Annotated in this window: 16 protein-coding genes; 9 read left to right on the top strand and 7 right to left on the bottom strand. The window is 64.9% G+C overall.

Annotation, left to right across the window (positions count from 1 at the left end; genetic code table 11):
- Both EK23_RS15355 and pbpC read left to right on the top strand, forming a co-directional pair.
- A complete protein-coding gene (locus EK23_RS15355; protein WP_052808233.1) occupies nt 1-5,766 on the top strand; it encodes an alpha-2-macroglobulin family protein in 5,766 nt (1,921 codons plus the stop codon).
- Nucleotides 5,763-7,895: a penicillin-binding protein 1C gene (gene pbpC, locus EK23_RS15350; RefSeq protein WP_052808232.1), complete on the top strand. Its 2,133-nt coding sequence runs from the start codon at nt 5,763-5,765 to the stop codon at nt 7,893-7,895. The genes EK23_RS15355 and pbpC overlap by 4 nt, the downstream gene beginning before the upstream one ends.
- Nucleotides 7,896-7,900: 5 nt before the next feature.
- Here the strand turns inward: pbpC and EK23_RS15345 are convergent, their stop codons facing one another.
- Entirely contained in the window at nt 7,901-9,238 is a 1,338-nt protein-coding gene (locus EK23_RS15345; protein WP_045226257.1) for an MFS transporter, read from the bottom strand.
- A 28-nt stretch (nt 9,239-9,266) separates the two neighbouring features.
- Here EK23_RS15345 and EK23_RS15340 point away from each other — a divergent pair, with 28 nt between their 5' ends.
- Nucleotides 9,267-10,289, top strand: coding sequence for a glycosyltransferase family 4 protein (locus EK23_RS15340; RefSeq protein ID WP_045226256.1), 1,023 nt, complete (start codon nt 9,267-9,269; stop codon nt 10,287-10,289).
- 2 nt (nt 10,290-10,291) lie between these two features.
- Here the strand turns inward: EK23_RS15340 and EK23_RS24245 are convergent, their stop codons facing one another.
- Nucleotides 10,292-11,260 carry an FKBP-type peptidyl-prolyl cis-trans isomerase gene (locus tag EK23_RS24245; RefSeq protein ID WP_158002523.1) on the bottom strand — a complete coding sequence of 323 codons (969 nt, stop codon included), beginning with the start codon at nt 11,258-11,260 and terminating at the stop codon, nt 10,292-10,294.
- Nucleotides 11,261-11,547: 287 nt separating this feature from the next.
- Here EK23_RS24245 and EK23_RS15330 point away from each other — a divergent pair, with 287 nt between their 5' ends.
- Complete coding sequence (locus tag EK23_RS15330; protein WP_052808230.1) at nt 11,548-11,919, top strand: cupin domain-containing protein; 372 nt, start codon at nt 11,548-11,550, stop codon at nt 11,917-11,919.
- A gap of 38 nt (nt 11,920-11,957) precedes the next feature.
- On the opposite strand, the gene EK23_RS15325 is transcribed toward EK23_RS15330, so the two are convergent.
- Nucleotides 11,958-12,845, bottom strand: a complete 888-nt coding sequence (locus tag EK23_RS15325; protein ID WP_045226316.1) for a carbon-nitrogen hydrolase — start codon at nt 12,843-12,845, stop codon at nt 11,958-11,960.
- Nucleotides 12,845-13,900, bottom strand: coding sequence for an agmatine deiminase family protein (locus tag EK23_RS15320; RefSeq protein WP_045226315.1), 1,056 nt, complete (start codon nt 13,898-13,900; stop codon nt 12,845-12,847). Before EK23_RS15320 ends, EK23_RS15325 begins: the two co-directional genes overlap by 1 nt.
- Before the next feature lie 206 nt (nt 13,901-14,106).
- Between EK23_RS15320 and EK23_RS15315 the strand changes: the two genes are divergently transcribed.
- The 4 genes from EK23_RS15315 (at nt 14,107) to EK23_RS15300 (ending at nt 20,169) form a co-directional block, all read left to right on the top strand.
- Nucleotides 14,107-15,210, top strand: a complete 1,104-nt coding sequence (locus EK23_RS15315) for a hypothetical protein (protein WP_235282105.1) — start codon at nt 14,107-14,109, stop codon at nt 15,208-15,210.
- A gap of 66 nt (nt 15,211-15,276) precedes the next feature.
- Nucleotides 15,277-15,831, top strand: a complete 555-nt coding sequence (locus tag EK23_RS15310; RefSeq protein WP_145998689.1) for a hypothetical protein — start codon at nt 15,277-15,279, stop codon at nt 15,829-15,831.
- Nucleotides 15,832-16,714: 883 nt separating this feature from the next.
- The gene (locus EK23_RS15305) at nt 16,715-19,201 is read left to right on the top strand and encodes a multicopper oxidase domain-containing protein (protein ID WP_052808229.1); all 2,487 of its coding nucleotides are present in this window, start codon (nt 16,715-16,717) and stop codon (nt 19,199-19,201) included.
- 17 nt (nt 19,202-19,218) lie between these two features.
- Entirely contained in the window at nt 19,219-20,169 is a 951-nt protein-coding gene (locus EK23_RS15300) for an SCO family protein (RefSeq protein ID WP_052808228.1), read from the top strand.
- Between the two features lie 196 nt (nt 20,170-20,365).
- Here EK23_RS15300 and EK23_RS15295 read toward each other — a convergent pair whose 3' ends face one another.
- Nucleotides 20,366-22,444, bottom strand: coding sequence for a PQQ-dependent sugar dehydrogenase (locus EK23_RS15295; protein WP_052808227.1), 2,079 nt, complete (start codon nt 22,442-22,444; stop codon nt 20,366-20,368).
- 239 nt (nt 22,445-22,683) lie between these two features.
- On the opposite strand from EK23_RS15295, the gene EK23_RS15290 reads away from it, so the two are divergent.
- Nucleotides 22,684-23,208 carry an MOSC domain-containing protein gene (locus EK23_RS15290; RefSeq protein ID WP_235282104.1) on the top strand — a complete coding sequence of 175 codons (525 nt, stop codon included), beginning with the start codon at nt 22,684-22,686 and terminating at the stop codon, nt 23,206-23,208.
- 30 nt (nt 23,209-23,238) lie between these two features.
- Here the strand turns inward: EK23_RS15290 and EK23_RS15285 are convergent, their stop codons facing one another.
- Nucleotides 23,239-23,901 (bottom strand): response regulator transcription factor, encoded by a 663-nt coding sequence (locus tag EK23_RS15285; protein WP_045226253.1) that lies wholly within the window; start codon nt 23,899-23,901, stop codon nt 23,239-23,241.
- Nucleotides 23,891-25,168, bottom strand: coding sequence for a sensor histidine kinase (locus EK23_RS15280; protein ID WP_158002522.1), 1,278 nt, complete (start codon nt 25,166-25,168; stop codon nt 23,891-23,893). The genes EK23_RS15285 and EK23_RS15280 overlap by 11 nt, the downstream gene beginning before the upstream one ends.
- Between the last annotated feature and the right edge of the window lie 237 nt (nt 25,169-25,405).

Genomic DNA, 25,405 nt, shown 5'->3' with positions numbered 1-25,405 from the left:
ATGCGCTTCCTGCTGTATTTCCTAACCTTCATGCTATTCACCGCGGCCGAGGCCAAGACCGCCCCGCCCAGCGCGACGACCAAAGTGGAGCTGTTCACGCCGCAAGGCAGCGTCAAGGGCGTGCGCCAGGTGCAGGCGCGGTTCAGCGAGGCCATGGTGCGTTTTGGCGATCCGCGCCTGACCGACCCCTTCAGCCGCCGGTGCCCCGCGTCAGGCAGCGGACGCTGGGTGGACGAACGCAGCTGGGTCTTCGATTTCGCCGCCGACCTGCCGGCGGGCTTGCGCTGCGAGTTCCTCTTGCAGCCCGGTCTCAGGGATCTGGCGGGCCATCCCGTCAGCGATCCGGGGCCCTACCTTTTTGACACCGGCGGGCCATCGATCCTAGGTAGCCTGCCTTCGGAGGGCGCCAGCGGCATCGACGAGGCCCAGGCCTTCGTGCTGCGGCTGGACGCGCCGCCGGATCCGGAATCGGTGCGGCGCGGAGCGCGCTGCGAGGTGGAAGGGATCGCCGAGCGCATCGAGGTGGAACCCCTGCTGGGCGATGCGCGCGCCGCCTTGCTGTCGGCGCAGTTTCGTCAGGATAACGACTGGTTCTTCGATGAGGCCGGGGGCGAGGACCGCTTGCTGGCCCTGCGCTGCCGCCGTAATTTTCCGCCGGACACCGAGGTCCGGCTGGTGTGGGGCGCAGGTATCGCTTCGGCCGCCGGCATCGTCACCGACAATGATCAGGTGTTGAGCTTCAAGACCCGCCCCGCCTTCACCGCCAGTTTCCAGTGCGAACGCGTCAACGCCAATGCCCAGTGCGTGCCCTTGCTGCCCATGACGCTGCGCTTCAGCGCCCCGATCCCGGCCGACAAGGCCTGGACCATCCATCTGGCCGGCACCCAGGGCAAGGATTATCCCGCCGAGCCGGTGGATTCCAGCAAGACGCCGGTGGTGGACCGCATCACCTTCAAGGGGCCATTCCCGGAGAAAGAGCGCTTTACCATCGTCATTCCCGAGGGTCTGACCGACGATGCCGGCCGGCCCCTGGAAAATGCCTCCAGCTTCCCGCTGGCGGTGGAGACCGACGAGTTGCCGCCGCTGGCCAAGTTTTCCGGCGAGTTCGGCATTCTGGAACTGAAGGAAGGCGGCGTGCTGCCGGTCACCTTGCGCAATCTGGAGGCGCCGGTGGCGGGTAAGCAGGCCCCGGCTTCTGGGCCGGCCATTCCCGGCAAGGTTCAGCGCCAGGATCAGGACGACCAGGACATCATGCGCTGGATGAAAAAAGTGGCCGAGGCGGGCAAGACGCGCATGGAGTCCGAGACGCTGCCCAATGGCGACTTGCGCTGGCGCAACCTGACGGGCAGCGAATCGGTGTTTGCCGCCGGCGATCCGGCGCAGACCATCGAGGTGCCCAAGCCTGGTGGCGGGAAGGAATTCGAAGTGGTCGGGATTCCCCTGAAGGATCCCGGCTTCTATGTGGTGGAACTGGCCAGTCCCAAACTGGGCGCGGCGCTGTTGGGCGAGACCCGGCCGCGTTATGTGGCCACCTCGGCTCTGGTCACCAATATGGCGGTGCATCTGAAATGGGGCCGCGAATCCTCCCTCATCTGGGTGAGCACCCTGGACCAGGCACAGCCGGTGGCGCAGGCCGAGATTCGCGTCAGCGATTTCTGCAGCGGCGCGGAGGTCTGGCGGGGCCAGACCGATGCCGACGGCCTCGCCCGAATTGAAGGCGGCAATCTGCCGGCACCCAACGGCTCGCAAGAGTGCGCCGACTGGAACGACGCTCACCCGCTGTTCGTCAGCGCGCGCAAAGCCGGCGATCTGGGCTTTACCGTCTCGGCCTGGAACAAGGGCCTGCAGCCCGGCGATTTCAAGCTGAGCGAGGGCAGCGCCTATCAGGCCAAGGTGGCGCATACCGTGTTCGACCGCACCCTGTTCCGCGCCGGGGAAACCGTGTCCATGAAGCACTATGCCCGCCAGCGTACCGGGTCGGGTTTCGCCCTGCCCGCCGAAGCCCTGCCGGATCGATTGGAAGTGCGCCACAGCGGCAGCGGTGACAAGTACGAACTGCCCCTGGCCTTCGATGCCCGCGGCATCGCCGAATCGAGCTGGGCCATACCGCGCGAGGCCAAGCTGGGAACCTACGAGGTGAGCTGGTACCGGGGCGAGAACTGGTGGGGGGAAGGTGGCGGCTTCCGGGTCGAGCAGTTCCGCGTGCCCAGCATGAAAGGGGTGATCCAGCCCTCACAGCCCTTCCTGGTCAATGCCCGCGACGCGACGTTGGACCTGTTCGTGAGCTATCTCAGCGGCGGCGGTGCCAGCGGCGCGCCTGTCAAACTGCGCACCCAGACGGAGCCCAAAACCCTGAGTTTCAAGGGCTATGAGGATTTCAGTTTCGGCGGCGCGGAAGTTCACGAGGGATTTCAGGAAGAGCGCGACGACTCGGGACGCAGCCCCGTGCAGACCGTGGCGCTCACCCTGGACAAGGCGGGGGCGGCCCGTTACACCGTCAAGGACCTGCCGGTACCGGACGGGGCCCGCGAGTTATTGGCGGAGCTGGAATTCCAGGATGCCAACGGCGAGCGCATGACCGTGGCGCAGCGCATCCCGCTGTGGCCCGCCAGCCTTAGCTTGGGGTTGAAGCCCGATGGCTGGGTGGCCAACGCCGAGCAGCTGCGCTTCCAGGTGGCGGCCCTGGACCTCAGCGGCCAGCCGCTGCAGGCCCAGGCGGTCCAGGTGGAACTGTTCCAGAAGATCACCTATTCCTATCGCAAGCGCTTGATCGGTGGCTTTTACGCCTATGAGGACAAGACCGAGATCAAGCGCCTGCCGCAATCCTGCCGCGGCAATACGGACGCCCACGGCATCGTCGCCTGCGATATCAAGCCCGGCATTTCCGGCGAGGTGGTGCTGCGCGCCGCAACCCGGGATGCCCAGGGAAACACCGCCATCGCGACCCAGGAAGTTTGGGTGGCGGGTGGGGACGAGTGGTGGTTCAGCGGCGGGCCCAGCGACCGCATGGACCTGCTGCCCGAGCAGAAAGCCTACGAACCGGGCGCCGAGGCGCAGTTTCAAGTGCGCATGCCCTTTCGCGAGGCGACGGCCCTGGTCACGGTGGAGCGGGAAGGGGTGCTGGATGCCTTCGTGACCCGCCTTTCCGGCAAGCAGCCGGTGCTGCGGCTGCCCATCAAGGACTATTACGCACCCAACGTCTATGTCTCGGTGCTGGCCCTGCGCGGCCGGGTGGAGGAACACCTCGGCTGGTTTCGGGCATTGGCCGAGCGGCTTGGGCTGGCGGAGCGCCGGGTATCGGAAACCGCCCTGGTGGACCTCAACAAACCGGCCTACCGGTTGGGCCTGGCGGGTATCGATGTCGGCTGGTCGCCCTACCGGCTGGACGTGCAGGTGCATCCGGACCGGGAGGTCTACAAGGTGCGCGACAAAGCCAAGGTCAGGCTCTCTGTAAAGGCGGCCAACGGGCAGCCGCTGCCGCCGGAGGCCGAAGTGGCGGTGGCCGCGGTGGATGAAGGGCTGCTGGAACTGAAGCCCAACGAGTCCTGGCGGCTACTGGAGCATATGATGGGGCAGCGCGGCATCGAGGTGCACACCGCCACGGCGCAGATGCAGGTGGTGGGCAAGCGCCATTACGGGCGCAAGGCCATACCCCATGGCGGCGGCGGCGGACATCAGGCGGCGCGCGAGCTGTTCGACACCTTGCTGTTGTGGCGTGGCCGCCTGCCACTGGACGCCAATGGCGAGGCGGAGTTGGAGGTGCCGCTCAACGATTCCCTGAGCAGCTTCCGTCTGGCGGCGGTCGCCAGTGCCGGGCTCGACCATTTCGGGCGCGGCGAGGCCAGTATCCGCAGCACCCAGGACCTCATGCTGCATGCCGGACTGCCGCCGGTTGTGCGGGAAGGCGACCGCTTCAAGGCCATCTTCACCCTGCGCAACGCCTCCCAACGCAAGCTGGCCCTGAAGGTGGGCGCGCATGTCGCGGGTCTTGAGGCGTCGCCCACGGCGTCGCAGGCCCCGGAGTCGGGCAACGCTGCGGCAGGCCGTGAGCTGCCGCCCCTGCAACTGGAACTGGAGGCCGGGCAGGCGCGGGACCTGGCCTGGGACATCGACGTGCCGGCCGAAGCCCGGCGGCTGGAGTGGGATGTGTCGGCGGAAGCCAGCGACGGTTCAGCCCGCGACCGCATGAAATCCAGTCAGGAGGTAATCGCGGCCGTGCCAACGCGGGTGTTCCAGGCCACCCTGCAGCAGGTGGACAAGCTGGTCGATGTGCCGGTGGCCAGGCCTCAGGATGCCGTGCCGGGACGCGGTGACGTGCGGGTGTCCCTGCGCGCCCGCTTGGGAGACGGTTTGGGTGGGGTGATCGAGTACATGACCCGCTACCCCTATGCCTGCCTGGAGCAGCGGGTATCGCGCGCCGTCGCCCTGGGCGACGACGGCCTGTGGTCGGGTATCCAGCGCGAATTGCCGGCCTATGTCGACCGCGATGGCCTGTTCCGCTATTTCGCCAGCGACAAGCTGCAGGGCAGCGACGTGCTTACGGCCTATGTCTTGGCCATCGCCAAGGCGTCCGGTCGGGAACTGCCGTCTGAACTGCAGCGCCAGGCGCTGGACGGGTTGCGGAGCTTCGTTGGCGGCCAGCTGCTGCGCCCATCCGCCTTGCCCGTGGCGGACCTGGTTCTGCGCAAGCTGGCGGCGGTTCGGACCCTGGCCCTCTACGGGGAGGCCAAGGCCGAGATGCTGGCTTCCCTGAATCTGGATCCGCAGAACTGGCCGACTTCCGCCCTGTTGGACTGGATCGAGATACTCCAGCACCTGCCGGCATTGCCGCAATCGGCGGCGCGCCTGCAGGAGGCGCAGCAACTGCTCAGGTCCCGCCTCAACCTGCAGGGCACCACCCTGGGTTTCTCCAGCGAGGCCAGCGACGCCCTATGGTGGCTGATGGTCTCCGCGGACGAGAATGCCGTCCGCGCCATCCTGACCCTGCTGGATCTGCCGTCCTGGCGCGAGGATCTGCCGCGCCTGGTGACTGGCGCCATCGGCCGGCAACAGGCCGGCCACTGGCTCACCACGCCGGCCAATGCCTGGGGTACGGTTGCGCTGAATCAGTTCAGCCGCCGCTTCGAAGCCCAGGAGGTAACCGGGTACACGGAAGCCAGCCTCGGCGAAGCGAGCAAGGGGATGGAATGGAGCGAGACCGCGCAGCATTCGGCCTTGAACCTGCCGTGGCCAGAGACGGGAGCGGGGGAGCTCAAGCTGACCCACAACGGCGCCGGCAAGCCCTGGGCGCTGATCCAGTCGCGGGCGGCCATTCCCCTCAAGCAGCCGCTGTTCACCGGTTACAGCATCCAGCGCAGCGTGACCCGGGTGGAACAGGCCCAGCCCGGAGTGTGGAGCCGGGGCGATGTGGCCCGCGTGCGGCTGGAACTGGATGCGCAGACGGACATGACCTGGGTGGTGGTGGACGATCCCATCCCGGCCGGGGCCAGCATCCTGGGTTCCGGGCTGGGAGGCGATTCCAGCCTGCTGACGGCGGGCGAGCGCCAGGAAGGCTGGGTGTCGCCGGTGTTCCAGGAGAGGCGCTTCGATGCGCTGCGGGCCTATTACGACTTTGTGCCGAAAGGGAAGTGGACGCTGGAATACACCGTGCGCTTCAACAACCCCGGCCGCTTCGAACTGCCGCCTACCCGGGTGGAAGCCTTGTACGCGCCGGAAATGTTCGGGGAACTGCCCAACGCCGCGCTGGAGATCGGGGACGCGCCTTGAGTTTCACCGCGGCCTCGGGCCGATTGCAGTGCTGGCTGCTGTCGCTCACCCTGCTCGGGTTCAGCGCGGCGGCGAGCAGCCTGCCGGATTTCCAGGCGGTGAAGCAGGGCTGGCGTCCTTCCGATGCCACCCTGCTGGATCGCAGCGGTGAGCCCTTGCAGGCGCAGCGCATGGATTTCAGCGTGCGGCGGCTGGCCTGGACGCCGCTGTCCGGAGTCTCGCAGGCCTTGAGGCAGGCTGTGGTGTCGGCGGAGGACCGGCGCTTCTACCAGCATCGGGGCGTGGACTGGCGGGCCTTGGCCAGTGCGGTGTTGGGCGGAGCCGGGGAAGGACGATTGCGCGGCGCCAGCACCCTCAGCATGCAACTGGCATCCCTGCTCGACCCGGCCCTCAGGCCCGCATCCGGGCGCCGCAGCCTGGCGCAGAAATGGCGCCAGATCCAGGCGGCGCTGGAACTGGAGCAGCGTTGGGGCAAGGACCAGATCTTCGAAGCCTACCTGAATCTGGCGGGGTTTCGGGGCGAATTGCAGGGTGTCGCCGCCGCTTCGGCGGCGCTGTTCGCCACCCATCCCTCCGGCCTGGGGCCGGATCAGGGTTTGCTGCTGGCCGCCATGCTACGGGCACCCAACGCCGCCGCGCCCGCGCTGGCGCGGCGCGCCTGCGCCCTGGGCCATGCCTTGGGCCAGTCGCCGGACTGCGCCGCGCTGACGCAGAAGGCGGCCGGGGCCCTGGAGCGCGAAGCCCTGGCCGCTCCATCTCCTCATCTCGCGCCCCACCTGGCCCGCCGCCTGCTGCGCGAACCGGGGCAGTCGGTGCAGAGCACCATGGATGGGGGGCTGCAGCGGCGTGTGCTGCAGATCCTGCGCGGGCAGTTGCAGGGCTTGGCGAACAGCAATGTGCGCGACGGCGCGGCTCTGGTGGTGGACAACGCCACCGGCGACGTTCTCGTCTATGTGGGTTCGGCGGGTTCCGCATCCCGCTCCCAGGTGGACGGCGTGCGCGCACCGCGCCAGGCGGGCTCCACCCTCAAGCCGTTTCTCTACGGCCTGGCGCTGGAGAAGCGCTATCTCACCGCGGCTTCCCTGCTGGATGACGCGCCCCTCAATCTCAAAACCGCTTCGGGGCTGTACATCCCGCAGAACTACGACCGGGAGTTCAAGGGGCTGGTGAGCGTGCGCAGTGCCCTGGCCGGTTCGCTGAACATTCCTGCCGTGCGCACCCTGATGCTAGTGGGCGTGGAGCGCTTCCGCGAGCGGTTGCGGGAACACGGTTACGCGGGCATCCAGCGCAGCGGCGAGTATTACGGTTACTCTCTGGCGCTGGGTTCGGCGGAGGTGAGCCTCTGGGAGCAGGTGCAGGCCTACCGATCGCTGGCCCTGGAGGGCATGCTCAGGCCGCTACGGGTGCTTCCGGACGAGGCGGAGGAGCCTGGCCGGAGGGTCCTCGACCCGGCGGCGGCCTACATCATCGCGGACATCCTGGCCGACCGCAGCAGCCGCGCCCTGACCTTCGGCCTGGCCAATCCGCTGGCCGGGCGCTTCTGGGCCGCTGTCAAAACCGGCACCAGCAAGGACATGCGCGACAACTGGTGCATCGGCTTCAACCGCCGCTACACCGTGGGCGTCTGGGTGGGCAACTTCGAGGGCGATTCCATGCGCGAGGTGTCCGGCGTCAGCGGCGCGGCGCCCGCCTGGGCGGAAATCATGGCGGCGCTCGACGACGGCGCCGCGGGCGAGGGACCGGCTATACCGGACGGGCTGCAGCGCCAGGTGCTGCGCTTCGAGCCGGCTCTGGAGCCGCCGCGCCAGGAATGGTTCCTGGCCGGCACGGAAACCGCCACGGTGCGCCTGACGGACCCGGCCACCCGCCGCGCCCGCATCGAGGCGCCGGCCGACGGCGTGCTTATCGCGCTGGACCCGGATATTCCGGTTGAGCATCAAGCGCTGCTGCTGTCAGCCAGCCCGAGGCGGCCTGGCTGGTCATTCCAACTCGACGGCCAGCGCCTGGCCGACGCTCAAGCGGTCTTCAAATGGCAGCCGCGCCCCGGCGCTCACACCCTGGAACTGCTGGATGACGGCGGCAAGCCCCAGGACCAGGTGCGTTTCACGGTGCGGGCCTTGACCCGCTGAGGCGCTCAGCCCTTGCGCCGCGCGGCGATTTCGGCGCGCAACTGGCGCTGGCGCGCGTGGTCGATGGGGAAGTTCCACATCAGAGGCACGCCCAGTGCGATAACCAGGCAGGGCAGCCAACCGTAGACGCGCAGCAGCCAGATGATGGCCTCCGGCGGCTGGCTGGCGGCGGTGGGATCGAAGCCGAAGGCGGCGGGGAGGGCCGTGGCCAGCACCACGCCCAGAGCTACGGCCAGCTTGACGGCGATGCCCCAGAGGGCGAAGAACATCCCCGTGCGCTGGCGGCCCGAGGCGAGGATGTCCTGATCCAGCACGTCCGCCGCGATGGAGTTGGAGAGCATGAAGATGGCGGCAAAACTGCTGCCGCGCAGGATGATCAGTGTCACGTAGAACGCTGCGTCTCCCGACCCTACAAGGGGAAATCCCAGGCTCCACAGCCCCACCCACAGGGCCGCCAGCAGCACGGCGCGGTGCTTGTTGATGCGCCGCGCGATGGCCAGCCAGACCGGCACTGCCGCCAGGGAGGCTAGATGCTCCAGCAGGATCATCGGGGCAAACAGGTCCGCGCGTCCCACCACATGGGTCAGCACCAGCTTGTGCAAGGTCGCCTGGATCATCACCGCCGAACCCAACAACATCAGGGTGCCCAGGGTGCGCAGGAAGGCCCGGTTATGCAGCACCAGCTTGAGCGCCTCCCAGCCCGAGACGCCGGGCTGGGGCAGTTCCTCGGCGGGAAATTCCGGCACCTTGGCCAGGCACAGGCTGACCAGTGGCGGCAGGCTGAACACGATCAAGCAGGCGACCGCCCACAATTGCTCCCGGTTGCCGCCATGACCCAGCAGACTCATCACCGACAGGACGCTGAGGAAGATCACCTGCCCCAGGGCGCCGAAGCCCTCGCGCCAGGCTGCCACCCGCGTCCGCTCCAGGTAATCGGTGGACAACTCCGCGCCCCAGGATTTGTGGGGCAGGTCCACCAGGGTGAAGGACAGGAACAGCAGGGTGGACCAGGCCAGCACGTAGATCAGCGACACCTGCGGCGGCGGCACGAACAGCGCCCAGGTGGCCAGCATCATCAGTGGCGTGCCCAGGGCGATCCAGGGCTTGCGCCGGCCCCAGCGTGTGCGCAGGCGGTCGCTGAGCACGCCCATGATGGGATCGACGAACAGATCCAGCACACGCGAGGCGGCGATGGCGGCGCCCACGCCCGCCAGGGGCAAGGCCATGTCTTCGGCGTAAAATGCCGGAATGAACAAAGCCATGGGCAGGGTGATGACGGCATGAGTCAGATGGGGCAGGGCGTAGGCGATGATCAGGCCACGGGGCAGGGGGTGTCTTTCCATAGCGGCATTTTGAACTAGGTCGGACCCCATGAGAATCGCCCTGATCACCGACGCCTGGCACCCGCAGGTGAACGGCATCGTCACGACGCTGGCCAGCCTGGCGAAGGCGCTAGAAGGCCTGGGCCATGCGGTGGAGATCTTCGGCCCGGACCGCTTTCGCACCTGGCCCTGTCCCGGATACCCGGACGTAGGCCTGTCCTTCCTGTGCGGGCCGAGGCTGCGTCCACTGCTGGAAGCCTTCCGGCCCGACGCCATCCACATCGCGACGGAAGGGCCGGTGGGTTATGCGGCGCGGCGCTATTGCCGCCATCGCGGCTTGGCCTATACCAGCTCGTTCCACAGTTTCTTCGACGAGTATCTGAAACTGCGCATAGGCTTTCCGCTATGGATCAGCCGCACCTATCTGCGCTGGTTCCACCGGCGCAGCGCCCGGGTTCTGGTTGGCTGCGAGTCTCTCGCCAAGATCCTGCAATCGCGCGGATTCCGGCGTACGGCCCTATGGCTCCTGGGCGTTGACACGGAACTTTTCAAGCCGGGCGACAAGACCTGGTTGAGCTTGCCCCGCCCGGTCTTCCTTTACGTGGGCCGGCTGGCGGTGGAGAAGAACGTGGAGGGATTCCTGCGGCTGGACCTGCCCGGCAGCAAGCTCGTGGTGGGCGATGGCCCGCAGCGCGCTGAATTGCAGGCACGCTTTCCCGGAGCGCAGTATCAGGGCTATCGGCGCGGTGCGGAATTGGCGCGCTGCATGGCGGCTGCCGATGTGCTGGTCTTCCCCAGCCGCACCGACACCTTCGGGCTGGCCATGCTGGAGGCCCTGGCCTGCGGCGTCCCGGTGGCGGCCCTGCCGGTGCCAGGGCCGCTGGATGTGGTCCGCAGTGGAAAGGTGGGGATATTGGACGAGGACCTGAAGGCGGCCGCCCTTGGGGCCCTGGCACTGAATCCGGATGACTGTCGGCGCTATGCCCTCGGCTTCAGCTGGGCGTCCAGCGCCCGGTCATTCCTGGCGCAACTGGTGCCCTGCGGGCTGGGCGCCGCGCGGCTTAAGGCCTGATTTCAGCCGCCGACCTTCAGCAACTGCACGTCGAAGATCAAGGCGGTGTTGGGCTTGATGCCGGAGCCGCTGCCGGTTTCGCCATAGGCCAGTTCCGGCGGGATGTAAAAGCGGTAATAGGCGCCTTCCTGCATGAGCTGCAGTCCCTCGGTCCAACCGGGAATCACCTGATCCAGTGCAAAGGACACGTTGGAATTGCTGTCGAAACGCTCACCCGAGGGCAGGATGCCGCGGTAGTTCACGGTGACGGTTTCGGTGGGGCCCGGCCGGATGCCGGTCCCCTCCTCGATCACGCGGTATTGCAGGCCGCTGGCCGTCCGCTGCACTTTCGGCAGGGTGGCGTTCTCCGCCAGGAAAGCCTGACTATCGGCGAGGTTCTGTGCGGCGTCGTCGCTGCTGCAGCAGGAGGAAGGCGCGCTGTAGCGCTCGCCTTTATAGCGCGTCCTGAAGTCCAGCTTGGCGATGACGGTCTTTTGGTCTTCCGCGGTCTTGAACTTGAGGTTGGCCTTGATGTTCACGCTCCCTTTCATCGCCAGCCCTTTGTCGAGTAGCTTCCCGGTGTCGCGGTAGGACTTGACCTTGATGTCCTCGACGATGAAGGTGGTGCCGAAGTTCTTGAGCACCGCTTCGGAGAAAAGGTTGGCGACACGGAACAACAGGCTGGGGATGTCAGATTCGCTGAATTTGCTCACGTCGTAGTGGATGCGGTAAGCGTTCTTCCTGGGCGTGAGCCACTGGCCGTCACCCAGGGTGGACAGCAACTGGGAGTTGATGCGCCCGTCTTCATGGAACTGAAGCGTGTCGCCGATTTCCACGCTGGAAGGCAGGGTCAGCCCTGAGAAGCTGGCGCGCAGGGTGGACGTGCCGTTGATTTCCCAAAGACCCACGGGGTCGATGTAGGAGGCCGTAAAAGCGACTCGGCTGACGGAGAACGCTAAGAGCAGGGTCAACAGGGATGTGGATCGGCGCATAACGGTGCAAGGGAGTTGAGGGATCGGGCGGGTGTTTGGTGCTGGCCGTTTTTGCGCATTTCCAGGCGGTGCCTGTGCGCGGGGGCAATTCGCAAGTTCCTGAGTTTAATAGGTCACGCCGTAAGTTGCCAAGTCGATTTTCAACCTGGCGGTCTCGCTCAGTTGGCAGGGCTGCGTCTCCCGCCGGATAATAGACCACCGATCGAGTCAAATTGAACAGCGGCTGGCGCGGGCCGGACCAGACCTCCGCGCCGCCGCGCATTCCCCGTATTTCCTGGAGACAGTGGATGAAGCGTGCCTGTGTTCTTAGCATCTGCCTGGCTGTTGCCGCGCCGGCCCTCCTGGCCGACGAACCTGCCCCCGAGGGTCTGACGCGCGCGCCCCTGCTGGAGCGGCAGATCGAACTGCCTACGAACCGGCTCAAGACCAATTTGCTGCGGGTGACTCTGGCCCAGGGCTACAAGACCCCGCTGCACACCCACGAAGGGCCAGGGCCGCGCTACGTGCTGAAGGGGCAGGTGCGCATGGAAGAGGGCGGCGAGGCCCACGTCTATGGACCGGGCGAGGTGTTCTGGGAGACGGGGACGTGGATGACCATCGAGAACGTGGGACAGGGCGAGGCGGAATTGCTCATCGTTGAGCTGACCTCGCCCAAATAAGGGGAGCTGCCTGAAACGCCGCGAAGGAGTCTTCGGCGCTAATCCAGAAAGCGTCTGACCAGTCCGCCGTATTCGTCGATGCGGCGGTCGCGCAGGAAGGGCCAGATGCGCCGCACCGCCTCAGAGCGGGCGCGGTCGATCTCCACGATCATCACCCGCCGTTCCTCGGCGTTGGCCTGGGCCAGGAATTCGCCCTGAGGTCCCGCCACGAAACTGTTCCCCCAGAAGCGGATGCCGCGGCTGTTCGGGCTGGGGTCGGGCTCGTGGCCGATGCGGTTGCAGGACAGCACCGGCAGGCCGTTGGCCACGGCATGGCCGCGTTGCACCGTAATCCAGGCATTGAGCTGGCGCAGGCGCTCATCTTCCGGGTCGTCCGGGTTCCAGCCGATGGCGGTGGGGTAGAGCAACAGGTCCGCACCGGCCAGGGCCATCAAGCGCGCCGCTTCCGGATACCACTGGTCCCAGCAGACCAGGATGCCGAGCTTGCCTACCGAGGTCTGAATGGGCTTGAAGCCGATGTCGCCGGGGGTGAAATAGAACTTCTCGTAGTAGCCGGGATCGTCGGGGATGTGCATCTTGCGATATTTTCCCGCGAGCGTTCCGTCCTTCTCCAGCACCACCGCGGTGTTGTGGTACAGCCCCGGCGCGCGCCGCTCGAACAGGGAAGCGACGATGACCACCCCCAGTTCCCGCGCCAGGTGCCCCAGGGTTTCGCTGGTGGGCCCCGGTATGGGTTCCGCCTGGTCGAAGTTGTCGGTGTCCTCCACCTGGCAGAAATAAGGCCCCAGGTGCAGTTCCGGCAACAGTACCAGTTCGGCGCCATTGTCGACGGCCTCGCGGATGGCTTCGATGGACTCGGCCAGGTTCTCCTCGCGGGTGGCGCCGCAGGCCTGCTGCACCAGGGCGACGGTCAGGGTGTCGTTCATCATTTCGCTGCGATTGCTATGGATTTTGGAAACTGCATGCTCATGCAATGGATGCTGCCATATTGCCGGATCAGCGGCGTGGAGGGAATGGCGACGATCTCCCGCCCGGGGAAGCAGGCAGCCAGACGTTCGGCGGCCGCCCCGTCGGCCGGGTCGCCATAGACCGGCAGCAGCACCGCGCCGTTGATGACGAGGAAGTTGGCGTAGGTGGCCGGCAAACGCTCGCCGTGCTCGCTGTCGATGCGCGCCGGGATCGGCAGGGGCACCAGGCGGTAGGGTTCGCCATTGGCCCGACGCAGGGCCGCCAGTTCCTCGGCCATGGCCTGCAGGTCCGGGTAGAGCGGGTCCGCCGGGTCGTCGCAGGCAGTGTAGGCGATGGTCTTCGCGTCGCAGAAGCGCGCCAAGGTGTCCACATGGGCGTCGGTGTCATCGCCTTCGGCATGGCCGTGATGCAGCCAGAGGATGCGTCCCAGACCGAAAGACTGCTTGAGCTGGGCCTCGATCTGCTCGTGGCTGCACTGCGGGTTGCGATTGGGATTCAGCAGGCAGCGGGCCGTGGTCAGCAGGGTACCGGCGCCGTCGGTCTCAAGGCTCCCGCCCTCCAGCACGAAATCCACAGGGATTCGGGGCGTTTGACCCAGCACGCCGCTCTCGTGCAGGCGCCGGGCGAGCGCGGCGTCAGACCCATGTTCGTACTTGTTGCCCCAGCCGTTGAAGCGGAAATCCAGCAGTCTCGGGCCTTGGTCCGTCTCGATGGTCAGCGGCGCGGTGTCGCGCACCCAGACATCGTTGTAGGGCATAGTCACCAGGCGCACCGCGGCAAGGTCTACGCCCTTTGCCGTCAAGCGGGTTTCGATGTGCTTCGCGTGGGCCGCGTCGCGGCAGGCGACGATGAGGATTTGCCGCGCCGCCACCGCCTGGGCGATCAGGCTGTAGGTTTCCTCCACGGCGGGCAGCCAGTGGCTGAAATCGCCCTCGGCATAAGGCCAGGCGATGAGCACCGCCGACTGCGGCGCCCATTCGGGCGGAAAGTGCAAGCTACTGAATTCGTTCAAGGCAATCACCGGGAATGGAAGGAAGCGCGCGATTGTACCGGATTTTCGCCGATCGAGGCGCAGTCAGGTCGCAGCGGGTTGCCCTGTGCTTCGCCTGGGCCTATGCTTCGCTACCGTGATCGTGCCTCAGCGCCATGAAACCAGGACTTAGCCATTTAACACTCAGCTTCATATTCTCCCTGCTCTGGGTCACCCCAGTTCAAGCGATGACCGAGACGGCCGTTCCCGCCCAGGTGAACAGCGAACTCGCCTATGCCCTGCGCTTTGTCGGGCCTGACAGGGAAAACCCGGCGAGTCTCAGCGTGGAGCGCCTTCATGGGCTGATCGGTTTCCTGGAACAAGCCAAGGCGGGCAAGGCCCTCTTTCACCCGGAAAATCCCAAGGGCCTGGTCTCCGCCTATTACGAAACGGACGTCGGGCGCGACATGGAGCATCTGCTGAGGCTCACCTACAGCCCGGACGTGCCTGAGGTCTTCACCGCACCTTCGACGCTGCGCCGCGCCGACTGGACCCGGGTGGAGGCCGATGGCGGCAAACTCCCGAGGCTCTGGGAGAGGCGCGGGACTCCGGAGGCCCCGGCCCATTTCACCGGGGTGGAGCATCTGGTCAATACCCCGGACCAGACCACCGGCGCCTACTACGACTACGACCTGGCCCGAACCGTGATCCTGACCCGCTATCAGGGCCGGCCCCTGCTGCTGAGCCTGTCCAAGCAGACTGGTGTGTCCGGCGTGGGCAGGAAGGGCTTGATCGTGGGGCCGGACGAACGCTGGGATTATCTCTATACGGGAGAAACCGGGCTCAATCACTTCGGCATCGGCTGGGCCAAGACCTATATGTACGACTCCTGCTCGGTGGCCCTCTATCTGGAATCCCCGACGCCCCAACGGCGGGTCCGCCTGGGTGTGTTCAAGTGGCTGAGCGCGGGTTGGAGCGGCATCAACATGGTGAAGACGGAACATATTCACGCGGGGCTGGCCCGCTATGGCGCGACCTTCAAGCAGATCGTCGAACATCCCAAGCTGACCGACCTGCAAGGCGTCGAGCGCCATCTCAAGGCGATCCAGTCGCTGCCCGAGCCGCGCCTGAAGCAGATCGCCGCCGACTACCTGACGCAACTTGGCAAGCAGGCGCGACAGCGCGGGCTGTTGAACGCGGTTGAGACGGATGCCCTGCTCGGCGCGGATCAGTCCGGTAAGGGTACGCAGCGGGGCGATCTGGAATCCATCGTGGTGATTGAGTACCTGAAGAAGTTGTTGGGCAGGCCCCATCAGGTGGACTTGACGCAGGTGCTGGCGGATAGCCAGTGAATTCTTGTGGCGGAACCTGGGAAAGCGGGTGAACGAAGATCTTGCCGAATGGAGGAAGTTGAAACGATGGGTCGCCTGAAATGGACACTGCGGAGAGGGTGTTTTCTGCTGGCTTTGCTGGCGGCGGGTTGCGAGCCCCTGGTGTTTCGCGCGCCGCAGCAATCGCCGCCGGACGATTACGCCCTCACGGCATCCCAGGTTTTGCTGGCCAAGGTGGCGGAGGACAAGCCCGAGGCGCCTGTCGCCGGCAATTTCAACGGCGAGGCGGTGGTTGTGGACTACAGCCCCGGTGAAAGTGGCGCCTGCGCGACCCTGCTGGTGACCTACCAGAACCTGAGCTATTCGGAAACCTGGGAAGCCTGTGGGGAAGGGCGTATCCGGCGGGCGAGCGGAGAAGCCGGCGTCCTGCCAAAGAACGAGGAGTTCAAGAGCGTGCGCCGTGGTGTGGTACAAGGAGCCTGGAAGCTGGGAGAGGCGCAGGCGGTCTACGCGGATTTCGAGGTCTACGGCGAGGCCGTGGGCAAGCCCGACGCCGGCCAGTGCCAGACGGTTGAACTGACCATCATCCAGAACGACAAGACCTTGGAAACCAGCCACGCGCGGGCCTGCGGAGAGCCTTAGGTCCTATCCCTTACACGCTCTGGTTCCCACGCAGAGCATGGTCGTGGGCTGCACCACCTCCAGCGGTGGACGCGGTTCCCGCACCGGCACGCTGTAAATCGACCCTCCATGCGCTTGACAAGGCCATCTGGCCTTGCCCTGACCAACACCCCTTGGGCGGTGCAATCGAAACCGGTTGCACCGCCTTATTTCTTGCCTGGTGCTTTCATCGAACGAGCCTCGCTCCCAGGCTCGGCGTGGGAGCGGCAAGCCCGGCGCTAGCGTGGACGCGGAGCTCCCGCAAGGGGTTTCCGCGTGGAGCATCAGAATCAGAAAGATAGTGCTCCCTCCCATGCCCTGCGTGGGAGTATGAGTCCGTGGTCAAGTAAGGAGATTTACCCGTATACGGCACTTTACGGATACGCGGTGCTCGCTGCCGCGGGCACTGAGTCAGATATCCCGCAGAAGCCCCGCCGCTAGGCCCTTCCCACAGAAATCAACCCGGTGCCTGAGTCACTGCGACACCAGGTAGCGGACCAACGGTCTGAAGTGTCACAAATCCATATCACCTTGTTTTAAATGCCATCACTGTTGTGAAGCCGCGCTGTTCCTGGCGTCACGCCTTCCAGCAAAGCCTTCTTGCGGCTATTACCCAGTCATAACTTTTTACATAAAGTCCGTATGGGAATTTTACCAATCTTAAGCGATTGATTGATCAGTATAAATCGAGCTGGCACGCCTTGTGCTGTCGTGTAAGCACGACGCTAAAAATACAAATGTCGTAAGGCCATTCGGGGTCGGAGATTTATTCCTACTCCGCATGGGCAGAAGCGCAAGTGTTCCGGAATCCCGTGCCTTGCAAAGCGACCCTTACCAAACATAAACATTGAAGAGGCAACAGCTTATGAACCAGATTCACCGTCACCGCGATCGCGTGGCAAAGGCCGTGACGCTCGCTGTATTTGGCCTGATGGGCCAATGCATGGATTCCGCGTTGGCGGCTTTCAACATTCCGACCGACGCCCCGCGCAGCCCGCTGTTCGGCGCTACCGCCTTCAGCCAGAAATTGCTGCAGTTCGAGGAGTTCGGCACGCGCCCCATGCCGACCAGCGAGGCCAGTCCTGATACGCTGATGCCGGCCCCTGTGAAAACTGCTGGCGATCCCAAAGGCTGCACGACCACGCCCAGCGGCGCAGCCCTCGATACCTTCCTGGCCAAGTCCCTGTACCCGATGCCGGCCGAATTTTCCGATTACGGCAATCACGCCAATCCGTGGGACGCTCAGGTGAAGGATTGTCTGCCCGGCGTGGTCAACACGGTCATGGATGCACGTCCACCGGGTGAGTGGTTCGGCCATCAGCGCTGGGACGAATTCAAGCCGGAGATCTTCTTCCAGAGCGCCATGTCCGGCTCGCGCGGCAACGGTGGCCTGCGCGATCAGTGGCAAAGACACCACTATAACGCGGGCGAGTTCGGCCCGGGCGGCCTGTATTACAACACCGTCTATTCCTTCAACGACCCAAAGCTGAATCACGCCTTCGACGGCACCACCAAGGGCATTGGCATCCGCATCCATCCCTCCATGCCGGAGCAGGACCCCAAGTCGGTCTGGACCTTCGACGGCACCCTGCCGCCCAAGCTGCTGATGGCGCGTTACGGGGAGACCATCCTGTTCCGCCACCACAATGCGCTGCCCATTTCCGATGCGGCCAACAACGGCTTCGGCATCCACACCATCACCACCCACGAGCACAACGGCCACAACCCGGGCGAGAGCGACGGCTTCCTGCACGCCTATTCCTATCCCGGCCAGTATTACGATTACCGCTGGCCCATGATCCTGGCTGGCCATGATTCCATCAACACCGCCGCCACCGATCCCCGCGCCGGCGCGCCCGATGGCAATGGCGGAATCACGAATATTCCGGGCGATCCGGGCGAGGTGATGAGCAGCCACTGGTTCCACGACCATATGGAAGACCACACCGCCCAGAACGTCTACAAGGGCAACGCGGCGATGATGAACTATTACAGTTCCGTCGACCGCGGCCGCGAGCCCAAGTCGACGAACGAAGCGCTGGACGGCGGCGGAAAGCCGGGCTACCGCTGCCATTACGCGAAGCCGACCGACCCCAACAACATCAACCTGTGCCTGCCCAGCGGCAGCAATCTGGACTGGGGCAACCGCGATTACGACATGAACCTGGTGGTGGCCGACAAGGCCTGGAGCGCGAACGGCCAGCTCTTCTTCAACCCCTTCAACACCGACGGGTTCCTGGGCGACCAGATGACCGTCAACTGGCAGTACAAGCCCTTCGTGGATGTGCGCGCCCGCCGCTACCGCTTCCGCATTCTCAATGGCAGCGTTTCGCGCTATGTGAAGATCGCCCTGGTGGACAGCGCCGGCAAGCGCGTGCCCTTCCACATGATCGCCAACGACGGCAACATCATGCAACACGCCATCCCCTTCCCCAACAGCCAGTCCCAGGACCTGCCCACCCAGGCCATCGCCGAGCGCTATGACATCGTTGTCGATTTCAAGAACTATGTGGGCAAGAAACTCTATTTCGTCAACCTGATGGAGCACACCTCGGGCATCCGCCCCAACGGGGAAATCCCCCTGGCCGACGTGCTCAGCGGCAAATACAGGGCCGATGGACTGAATGGCGACCCGGTGGTGGGCAAGTTCATGGAGTTCCGCGTGCATGCCCTGCCCTCGGGCCAGGCGGACTACAGCATGAAGCCGGCGGACTACGAGCCCGGCAAACTGAAAATGGTACCCCTGCCGAAGTTCACCACGACGGAATTGAATTCTGCCAAGCACCGCAGCTTCGAATTCGGCAAGTCCGGCGGCGGCACCGACGGCAAGCCCTGGACCATCAAGGTCGACCGCGACACCCCGGTGTCGGCGGACTCGCACTTGGTGTCGGCGGCTCCGCAGATGGGCGGCGTGGAGATCTGGCATCTGATCAACGGTTCCGGCGGCGGCTGGAGCCACCCGGCCCACATCCACTTCGAGGAAGGCCGCATCCTTTACCGCGACGGCAAGAAGCCGCCCCTGTGGGAGCAGTATGCCCGCAAGGACGTCTACCGTATCGGTTCCGAGGTGAATTCCTCCCGCCAGATCGACGTGGCGATCCGGGTCCGCGACTTCATCGGCACCTACGTGGAGCACTGCCATAATACGCAGCACGAGGACAACGCCATGCTGCTGCGCTGGGACAGCCAGCGCAAGGGCGACCTCAAGCTGAGCAGCCAGAACCTGCTCGCCATTCCGACGCCGATGATGGACTGGAACGGCGCCTGGTACGAGGATACCTATACGCTGCCGAGCTACCTGAACGGCGACACCCAGGCGGCACAGGGCTTCATCGTACCGACCCTGCCCTGATCGCGAAGGAGGCCGGTATGTTGCAAGCCCGCACTGCACTCCCCCGCGCGGGGCTGTGGCTGGCGCTCATGCTGGGCATGATCCTCGGAAGCGGCCCCTCGCGGGCCGCGCCCGAGGGCTCTCCCTGGGGGCGCGATTATTTTCCCAATGTGACGCTCCAGACCCAGGATGGGCAGAGCGTCCGTTTCTACGACGATCTCATCAAGGACAAGGTCGTCGCCATCAATTTCATCTTCACCGGCTGCACCGAGAGTTGTCCGGTGGAAACGGCCAATCTGAAGCGGGTGCAAAAGATGCTGGGCGAGCGGATGGGGAAGGATGTCTTCTTCTACTCCATCAGCATCGACCCCAGGCATGACACACCCGCCAGCCTCAAGACCTATGCCGACAAGTTCAAGGTGGGGCCGGGCTGGACCTTCCTCACCGGCAAGGCGGAGGACGTCACCCTGCTGCGCAAGAAGCTGGGGCTTTACCGCGACGACGCCGAGGGCCGCAAGATGGCGGGCCACAGCATCAGCCTGATCGTCGGCAACGAAGCCACCGGGCGTTGGATCAAGCGCTCGCCCTTCGATGAGCCAAAACTGCTGGCGCGCATGCTGGGCAGCACTTTGCCCCAGATCACCCATGCCGGTGCGAATCGGCTCAGCTACGCCTCCGCCACGGAAGTGCCGGTGCAGGGAAAGGGCGAGCGCCTTTACAACTCACGCTGCGCATCCTGCCATAGCCTGAGCAACCAGGACGGCATCGGCCCGGGCATGGCCGGCGTGACGCGCAAGCGCGACCGTGCCTGGCTGGAGCGCTGGCTGGAGAACCCGGCGGCGATGTTAGCCCGGAAAGACCCGGTGGCCGTGGCCTTGTATCGCCAGTTTAACCAGGTGATGATGCCCAATCTGAAGCTGGACAAGAGCGAGATCGCAGCCCTGCTGGAATATCTGGAAACACCGGGAGCGCTGGCGCAGCGGGATTGATAATGCTGGAGCCCGTTTCCACGCTCTGCGTGGGAGAGTCAAGCTCCGCGCCCTGAAGCGCTCATCCTCGCTCCCATGCTCCGCGTGGGAGCGGCAAAGCCCGGTCCTCCGCGCCAGTCTAAGGACGCGGAGCGTCCAGTCCAAGGTTCCCACGCTCCGCGTGGGAACCAGAAGAAGAGAGTGCTGAGCATCCCGCTCACCTCACGCTCGTTTCCGAGATGCCGGCAGGTGTCGGGCTGGGCGAGGCCGAGGGTTCCGGGCTGCTGGATGGCGAGGGGCTGGGTGAAACCGATGGTTCCGGACTGCCTGACGGACTGGGCGAGGCGGAGGGCGATGGGGATGGCGACTGCGTCGCGCCCGGCGCAATCAGCTTCTTGATGACGCCAGTTGCCAGATAAGCGCCATTGCCGTCGCGTGGAGCGGGCACCCCGCTGGTATTGCCCATGACATAAAGCTCGCCCTTGGCATCCTGTCCCAATCCGTATAGGGACATGCCGACACTGGTTTCGCCGCGCAGGTTCAGCTCGGTGATAGTGCGCAAGGGCAGGGCCCCGCCCTTCAACTGGCCGCCAGCTATCCTGAACAAGCGCCCGCTGGTATCGGCGGAACCGAAACTGCGCGCGTAGTCGCCAAATACATACTGGCCGCGCAGGCCCTTGATGGCTTTGCCCCGATAGACGAAACCGCCGACGATGGCGATGCCCTCGTCGTGGTCATATTGCGCAATGGGGTCGGTCAGGCCTGAGTCCGGGGCTCCGGCGCAGTTCCCTGTGCTGACGAAGGCGGCGCCGCTGCCGTCGCTGCCATTGGGGTTGAAGAAAAGGCTACCTTCCTTGTATCGCCAGCCGTAATTGCGACCCTTGAGTACGAAGTCCACTTCCTCGATGGCGTTCTGCCCCACATCGCCCGCCAGCAAGCTGCCCTTGGTCTTGTCGAAGGAGAACCGGTAGGGGTTGCGGAAACCGTAGGCCAAGATCTCGTCGCATAGGCCGTCGGCCCGGCATCCTGCGTCTCCGCCACGACTGCCGCGTGCGAAATAGGGATTGCTGCGCGGAATGCCGTATTGCCCGTTGGTTGAGGTTCGCTTGGTCGGATCGATGCGCAGGATCTTGCCGAGCGCCGTGGCGCGGTCCTGGCCGTTGCCGATGCCGGCGTTGTGTCCGCCGATGGCGTCCTGGTCATTGGCGCTGCCGCCATCACCCAGGGCGACATAGAGGAATCCGTCAGGGCCGAAGTTGAGCGCTCCCCCATTGTGGTTGAGCTGGGGTTGGTCGATGCGCAACACGACACGCCGGCCGCCGCTGATCACGGGTTGCGCGGCCCGCGGATTATCGATCCGCCATTCGGAAATCACCGTGCGGTGATTGGGCGCCGATCCGGCGGACAGGCCGGACAGGGTGAAGTCGGCCAGGCTCCCCGCATCGTAGGGCTCGGAGGTGTAGAGATACAACAGGCGGTTGCGCTGGTAGCGGGGATGGAAGGCCACGCCCAGGAGGCCGCGCTCGTCATAACCCGGGACAGCCGGAATCGCCAGTCCCAGATCGCTGACCAGAAGGTTTGAAACATCCAGCACCAGGTTCTTGCTGCCGGTCTTCACGTCGATCGCCCATAGCGTTCCGACCGTATCGGTGACGAACAGATGCCGTTTATCGCCGGGTGCGGCAATACCCCAGTTGGGGGAAACCAGGCCTTGGCCCGCAGCGACGATTGTCACCAGCGATGCGTCACTGCTGGAGCTGGCGCCGATGGCGTTAGGGATCGGGTTGCTGAGCGGGTCGCAACCGGCTGCCGGAGCCGTGGACGGTGTCGGGGAGGCGCTCGCTCCGGGCGTGGCGCTGGGCGAGGCTGATGCGCCGGGAACCGGCGAGCCCGCCGGGCTAGGCGTGGGGGATGCGCTCGGGGCGGCTGCCGTCACGGTGATGCGTCCCGTCATGCCCAGCGTGCAATGGGGCTTGCAGAAATAGGGGAAGCTGCCTGCCGTCCTGAAAGTGGCGCCATGGATGAAGCTGGAAACGGCACCCGCATTTCCGGAATCCCAGTGTCCGTCGGAACTGCAGCCGCTTCCCGAGGTGGTGGTGTGCAGGCCATTCTGGAAAACCCAGCGGACCGTGTCGCCTGCCTGGATGGTCAGGTTTGCGGGCTGGAAGCTGTTGCTGACAACCTGGACGACATGCTCCCGGGCATGTGCGTTGCCCGGCACGTAGGACAGGATGCCGCCAATCGCGCATGCAAGCAGAACCAGAGCATGCGGAACCACGTTGAGCAGAGTAGCCATGGCAGTCCTCCTGGCCGCGATGCGGCGGTTTCGATTTCACCAGGCAAAAACACACCACTACTCGTGCTCGCGCCAAGGCGCAGGCGGACATTGAGGCGTGGTAGTTATGCTGGTAGATTCCAGTTAGACGCTAAATGGTTCAAGCTCGGCGGCCCGTTTTTTCAGGTCATGCGACGCAAGACGCGCGCCGCGAAATGTGCTGCCGGCCCATGATCTTCGCTTTAGTACGGAATTTGCGCGTGAGCATTCTGGAAAACAATGGCAGGTGCCAGGGCCGCCTGGTGTGGATCGGCCTGCGCCCGGCGCGCCGGGCGCCGCTGCTCACCGCCGCGGAAGCGCGCGTTGACCCCTCAAGTGGGCTGGAGGGCGATCATTTTGCCGGACGCTACAATCGCCAACGTCAGATCACCCTGATTCAGGCGGAGCACCTGAGCGTGATTTCCGCCCTGCTCGAACAACCCGTGGAAGCCGCGCAGCTGCGCCGTAACCTGCTGATTGCCGGAATCAACCTGCTGGCCTTAAAGGGGCAATTGGTGAGCATCGGCGATGTCCTGCTGCGTATCAGCGGCCATTGCCACCCCTGCAGTCGTATGGAAGCTAGCCTGGGCCCGGGCGGTTACGACGCTATGCGTGGGCATGGGGGTGTTACGGCGGAAGTGCTACGGGGCGGCATTCTACGCGTGGGCGACCGGGTGACGCGGGCCCAGCAGGATCTGTTTGCCGAAGTGGAAGGCGACTCTGTAGGTGCCGAAGACCGGGAATGATCCGGTGGCTCAGGGGTGCCGGGGCTGGTGTCAGCTTAGAGCGTCTCCGAAAGGCGAAGAGCTTGCGGATGAAGACAGGGGGGGCGTGCTCCCGCACTGGGCGCATAAGGAACCCAGTTCGGCCAGGGACGAAGCCCGCATCTTGACCATCAGGCGCGCCCGGTGCGCATCCACGGTGCGCGGGCTGATGCCCAGCAACTGGGCGACCTGCTTGCTGGACTTGCCTTCGGCGATGAAGGCCATGATCTCGCGTTCGCGCGGCGACAACCGCGCGTAGCGCGCGCGGATATCCGCCTTGCCATTCTGCAATGCGCGTTGTTGGGCATCCAGTTCCAGCGCCTGTCTGATTCGCTCGATCAGTACCGCCGCGGAAACGGGCTTTTCCAAAAAGTCTAGCGCCCCCGCCTTCACGGCTGACACGGAATCGCGAATCGAGCCGTAGGCGGTCATGAAGATGATGGGCAGATTGATGTGGCGCTGGAGCAGTTCTTGCTGCACCGCCAAGCCGTCCATCCCCGGCATGCACAAATCCAGCAACAGGCAGCCTGGAATTTCCTGATTGTAACCATTGAGAAAGTTCTCGCCGTTGGCGTAGCAAACCACGCGATAACCGGCGCTGGATAGCGACAGTTTCAGGGCGTCGCGCACGGCGTCGTCGTCATCGATGACAAAAACGGTTGGGTCATGCTTCATGGGAATCTCCCGCCACTGGCAGCGTAAAATGGACGCAGCTGCCCTGCGTATTGCCCGCGTCCAGCCACAACTCGCCGCCATGGGCCTTGATGATGGATTGGCTGATGCTCAGCCCCAGGCCCAGACGTCCGCTGTTATCCGCCTGCATGTGCTTGAAGATGTTTTCCGCGGGCGTGCCCCGCATCCCCGGTCCGTTGTCCAGGACGCTGATGCGGACCCAGTTCATCAGGGATGCCGCGGTGATTTCCACCGTGGGTGCCTGACCCTGAACCGAAGCGCTGGCCTCAATGGCATTATGCAGCAAAGTAACGAGGACTTGCTGCAGCTGCACGGCGTCGCCTGAAACCTGCGGCAGATCGCGCGGCAATGCGATACTCAGGCGGCACTTGTGGTCCAGCGCGAAGCTGTCCACCAGCCCCGAAACCTGCTGCACCAGTCCATGGACATTGATATCCGCTACATCCGGGTGCAAGCGCCGCATGAAACTGCGCAGATGGGTCACGACTTCCATGGCCCGGTTCAACTGATTGCGTACCCGGACCACCAGGTCGGCGGCCAGCTCGTGGTTGAATGGGGTTAGCGCCGTCTGCAACGCGTCGCAGTAATAGCTCATGGCGGTCAAGGGTTGGGTCATTTCATGGGTTATACCTGAGGCCAGTTCGCTGATTCCGTGCAGGCGTGATTCCCGCGCCAGCATGTCGCGCTGCCTGGCCGTCTGCAGTTCCAGTTGGCGCTGCGCGGTAATATCGAAATGCAGCACCACTGCGCCGTCACAGGCCATCTCGCCAAACGCGGTGACCTTCATGGAAAACCAGCGGTATTGCTGCGGCGAATCGCAGGGATACTCCAGACTGAACTGACGTTGCCGACCGGAAAGCACCGCCTCGATGCCCTCCGCCGCAAGACCGGCTGTGGTGTCGCCGTCCTGCTGTGCCTGCCGGCAAACCTTGAGGTAATCCAGGTTGACACCCTCGGCGATGAACTGATTGCCGCCGTTGTCGCGGGCAAAGCGGCGCCAGCCCTCATTGACTGAGACGATCCGGCCGGATCGGTCCAGCACCGCGACATTGGCGGGCAGGGCATCCAGCACCAGGCAGAGCCTGAAGGTCGCTGCGCTCGGTAGGAAGTCGGCGTCGCCCAAGGCGCAGGGACCCCGCCCGCACTCGGGTTGCGGAATATCGCAACTTGCCTGGTCGACGCAAGCCGCTCCGCCTGAGCCACCGGAACTGCCTGGCACCACTGGCGGCGCCGACTGCGATAGTGTCATGGATTTGATGTGGATTTGCTCTAAGTACCTGAGACCACGTGCCGGCGGCCGGCTGAGGCCTCTATCGCGCATGATCACACTATATCGGGTTGGGGTCGATTTGGCAGCAGGTAGTAATACTTAACCAATTGAACGAATCGCAAGGCATCGGTCAATGGCGGAACATAACCTCTGCCGGTGATCCCACGATTTCGCATGGGTGTGACTCGCGCGCATTCGGATAGCCGGACAGACAGA

This window comes from Methyloterricola oryzae (genome assembly GCF_000934725.1).
Taxonomy (GTDB): domain Bacteria; phylum Pseudomonadota; class Gammaproteobacteria; order Methylococcales; family Methylococcaceae; genus Methyloterricola; species Methyloterricola oryzae.
Note: the sequence above shows the minus strand (reverse complement) of the source record. Positions and strands in the feature narration are given on the sequence as shown.

What these genes read in the sequence shown, in the direction of transcription:
- EK23_RS15355 (WP_052808233.1), top strand. Translation starts at nt 1, where the DNA reads ATGCGCTTCCTGCTGTATTTCCTAACCTTCATGCTATTCACCGCGGCC.
- EK23_RS15345 (WP_045226257.1), bottom strand. Translation starts at nt 9,238, where the DNA reads ATGGAAAGACACCCCCTGCCCCGTGGCCTGATCATCGCCTACGCCCTG.
- EK23_RS15340 (WP_045226256.1), top strand. Translation starts at nt 9,267, where the DNA reads ATGAGAATCGCCCTGATCACCGACGCCTGGCACCCGCAGGTGAACGGC.
- EK23_RS24245 (WP_158002523.1), bottom strand. Translation starts at nt 11,260, where the DNA reads ATGCGCCGATCCACATCCCTGTTGACCCTGCTCTTAGCGTTCTCCGTC.
- EK23_RS15330 (WP_052808230.1), top strand. Translation starts at nt 11,548, where the DNA reads ATGAAGCGTGCCTGTGTTCTTAGCATCTGCCTGGCTGTTGCCGCGCCG.
- EK23_RS15325 (WP_045226316.1), bottom strand. Translation starts at nt 12,845, where the DNA reads ATGAACGACACCCTGACCGTCGCCCTGGTGCAGCAGGCCTGCGGCGCC.
- EK23_RS15315 (WP_235282105.1), top strand. Translation starts at nt 14,107, where the DNA reads ATGACCGAGACGGCCGTTCCCGCCCAGGTGAACAGCGAACTCGCCTAT.
- EK23_RS15310 (WP_145998689.1), top strand. Translation starts at nt 15,277, where the DNA reads ATGGGTCGCCTGAAATGGACACTGCGGAGAGGGTGTTTTCTGCTGGCT.
- EK23_RS15305 (WP_052808229.1), top strand. Translation starts at nt 16,715, where the DNA reads ATGAACCAGATTCACCGTCACCGCGATCGCGTGGCAAAGGCCGTGACG.
- EK23_RS15300 (WP_052808228.1), top strand. Translation starts at nt 19,219, where the DNA reads ATGTTGCAAGCCCGCACTGCACTCCCCCGCGCGGGGCTGTGGCTGGCG.
- EK23_RS15295 (WP_052808227.1), bottom strand. Translation starts at nt 22,444, where the DNA reads ATGGCTACTCTGCTCAACGTGGTTCCGCATGCTCTGGTTCTGCTTGCA.
- EK23_RS15285 (WP_045226253.1), bottom strand. Translation starts at nt 23,901, where the DNA reads ATGAAGCATGACCCAACCGTTTTTGTCATCGATGACGACGACGCCGTG.
- EK23_RS15280 (WP_158002522.1), bottom strand. Translation starts at nt 25,168, where the DNA reads ATGACACTATCGCAGTCGGCGCCGCCAGTGGTGCCAGGCAGTTCCGGT.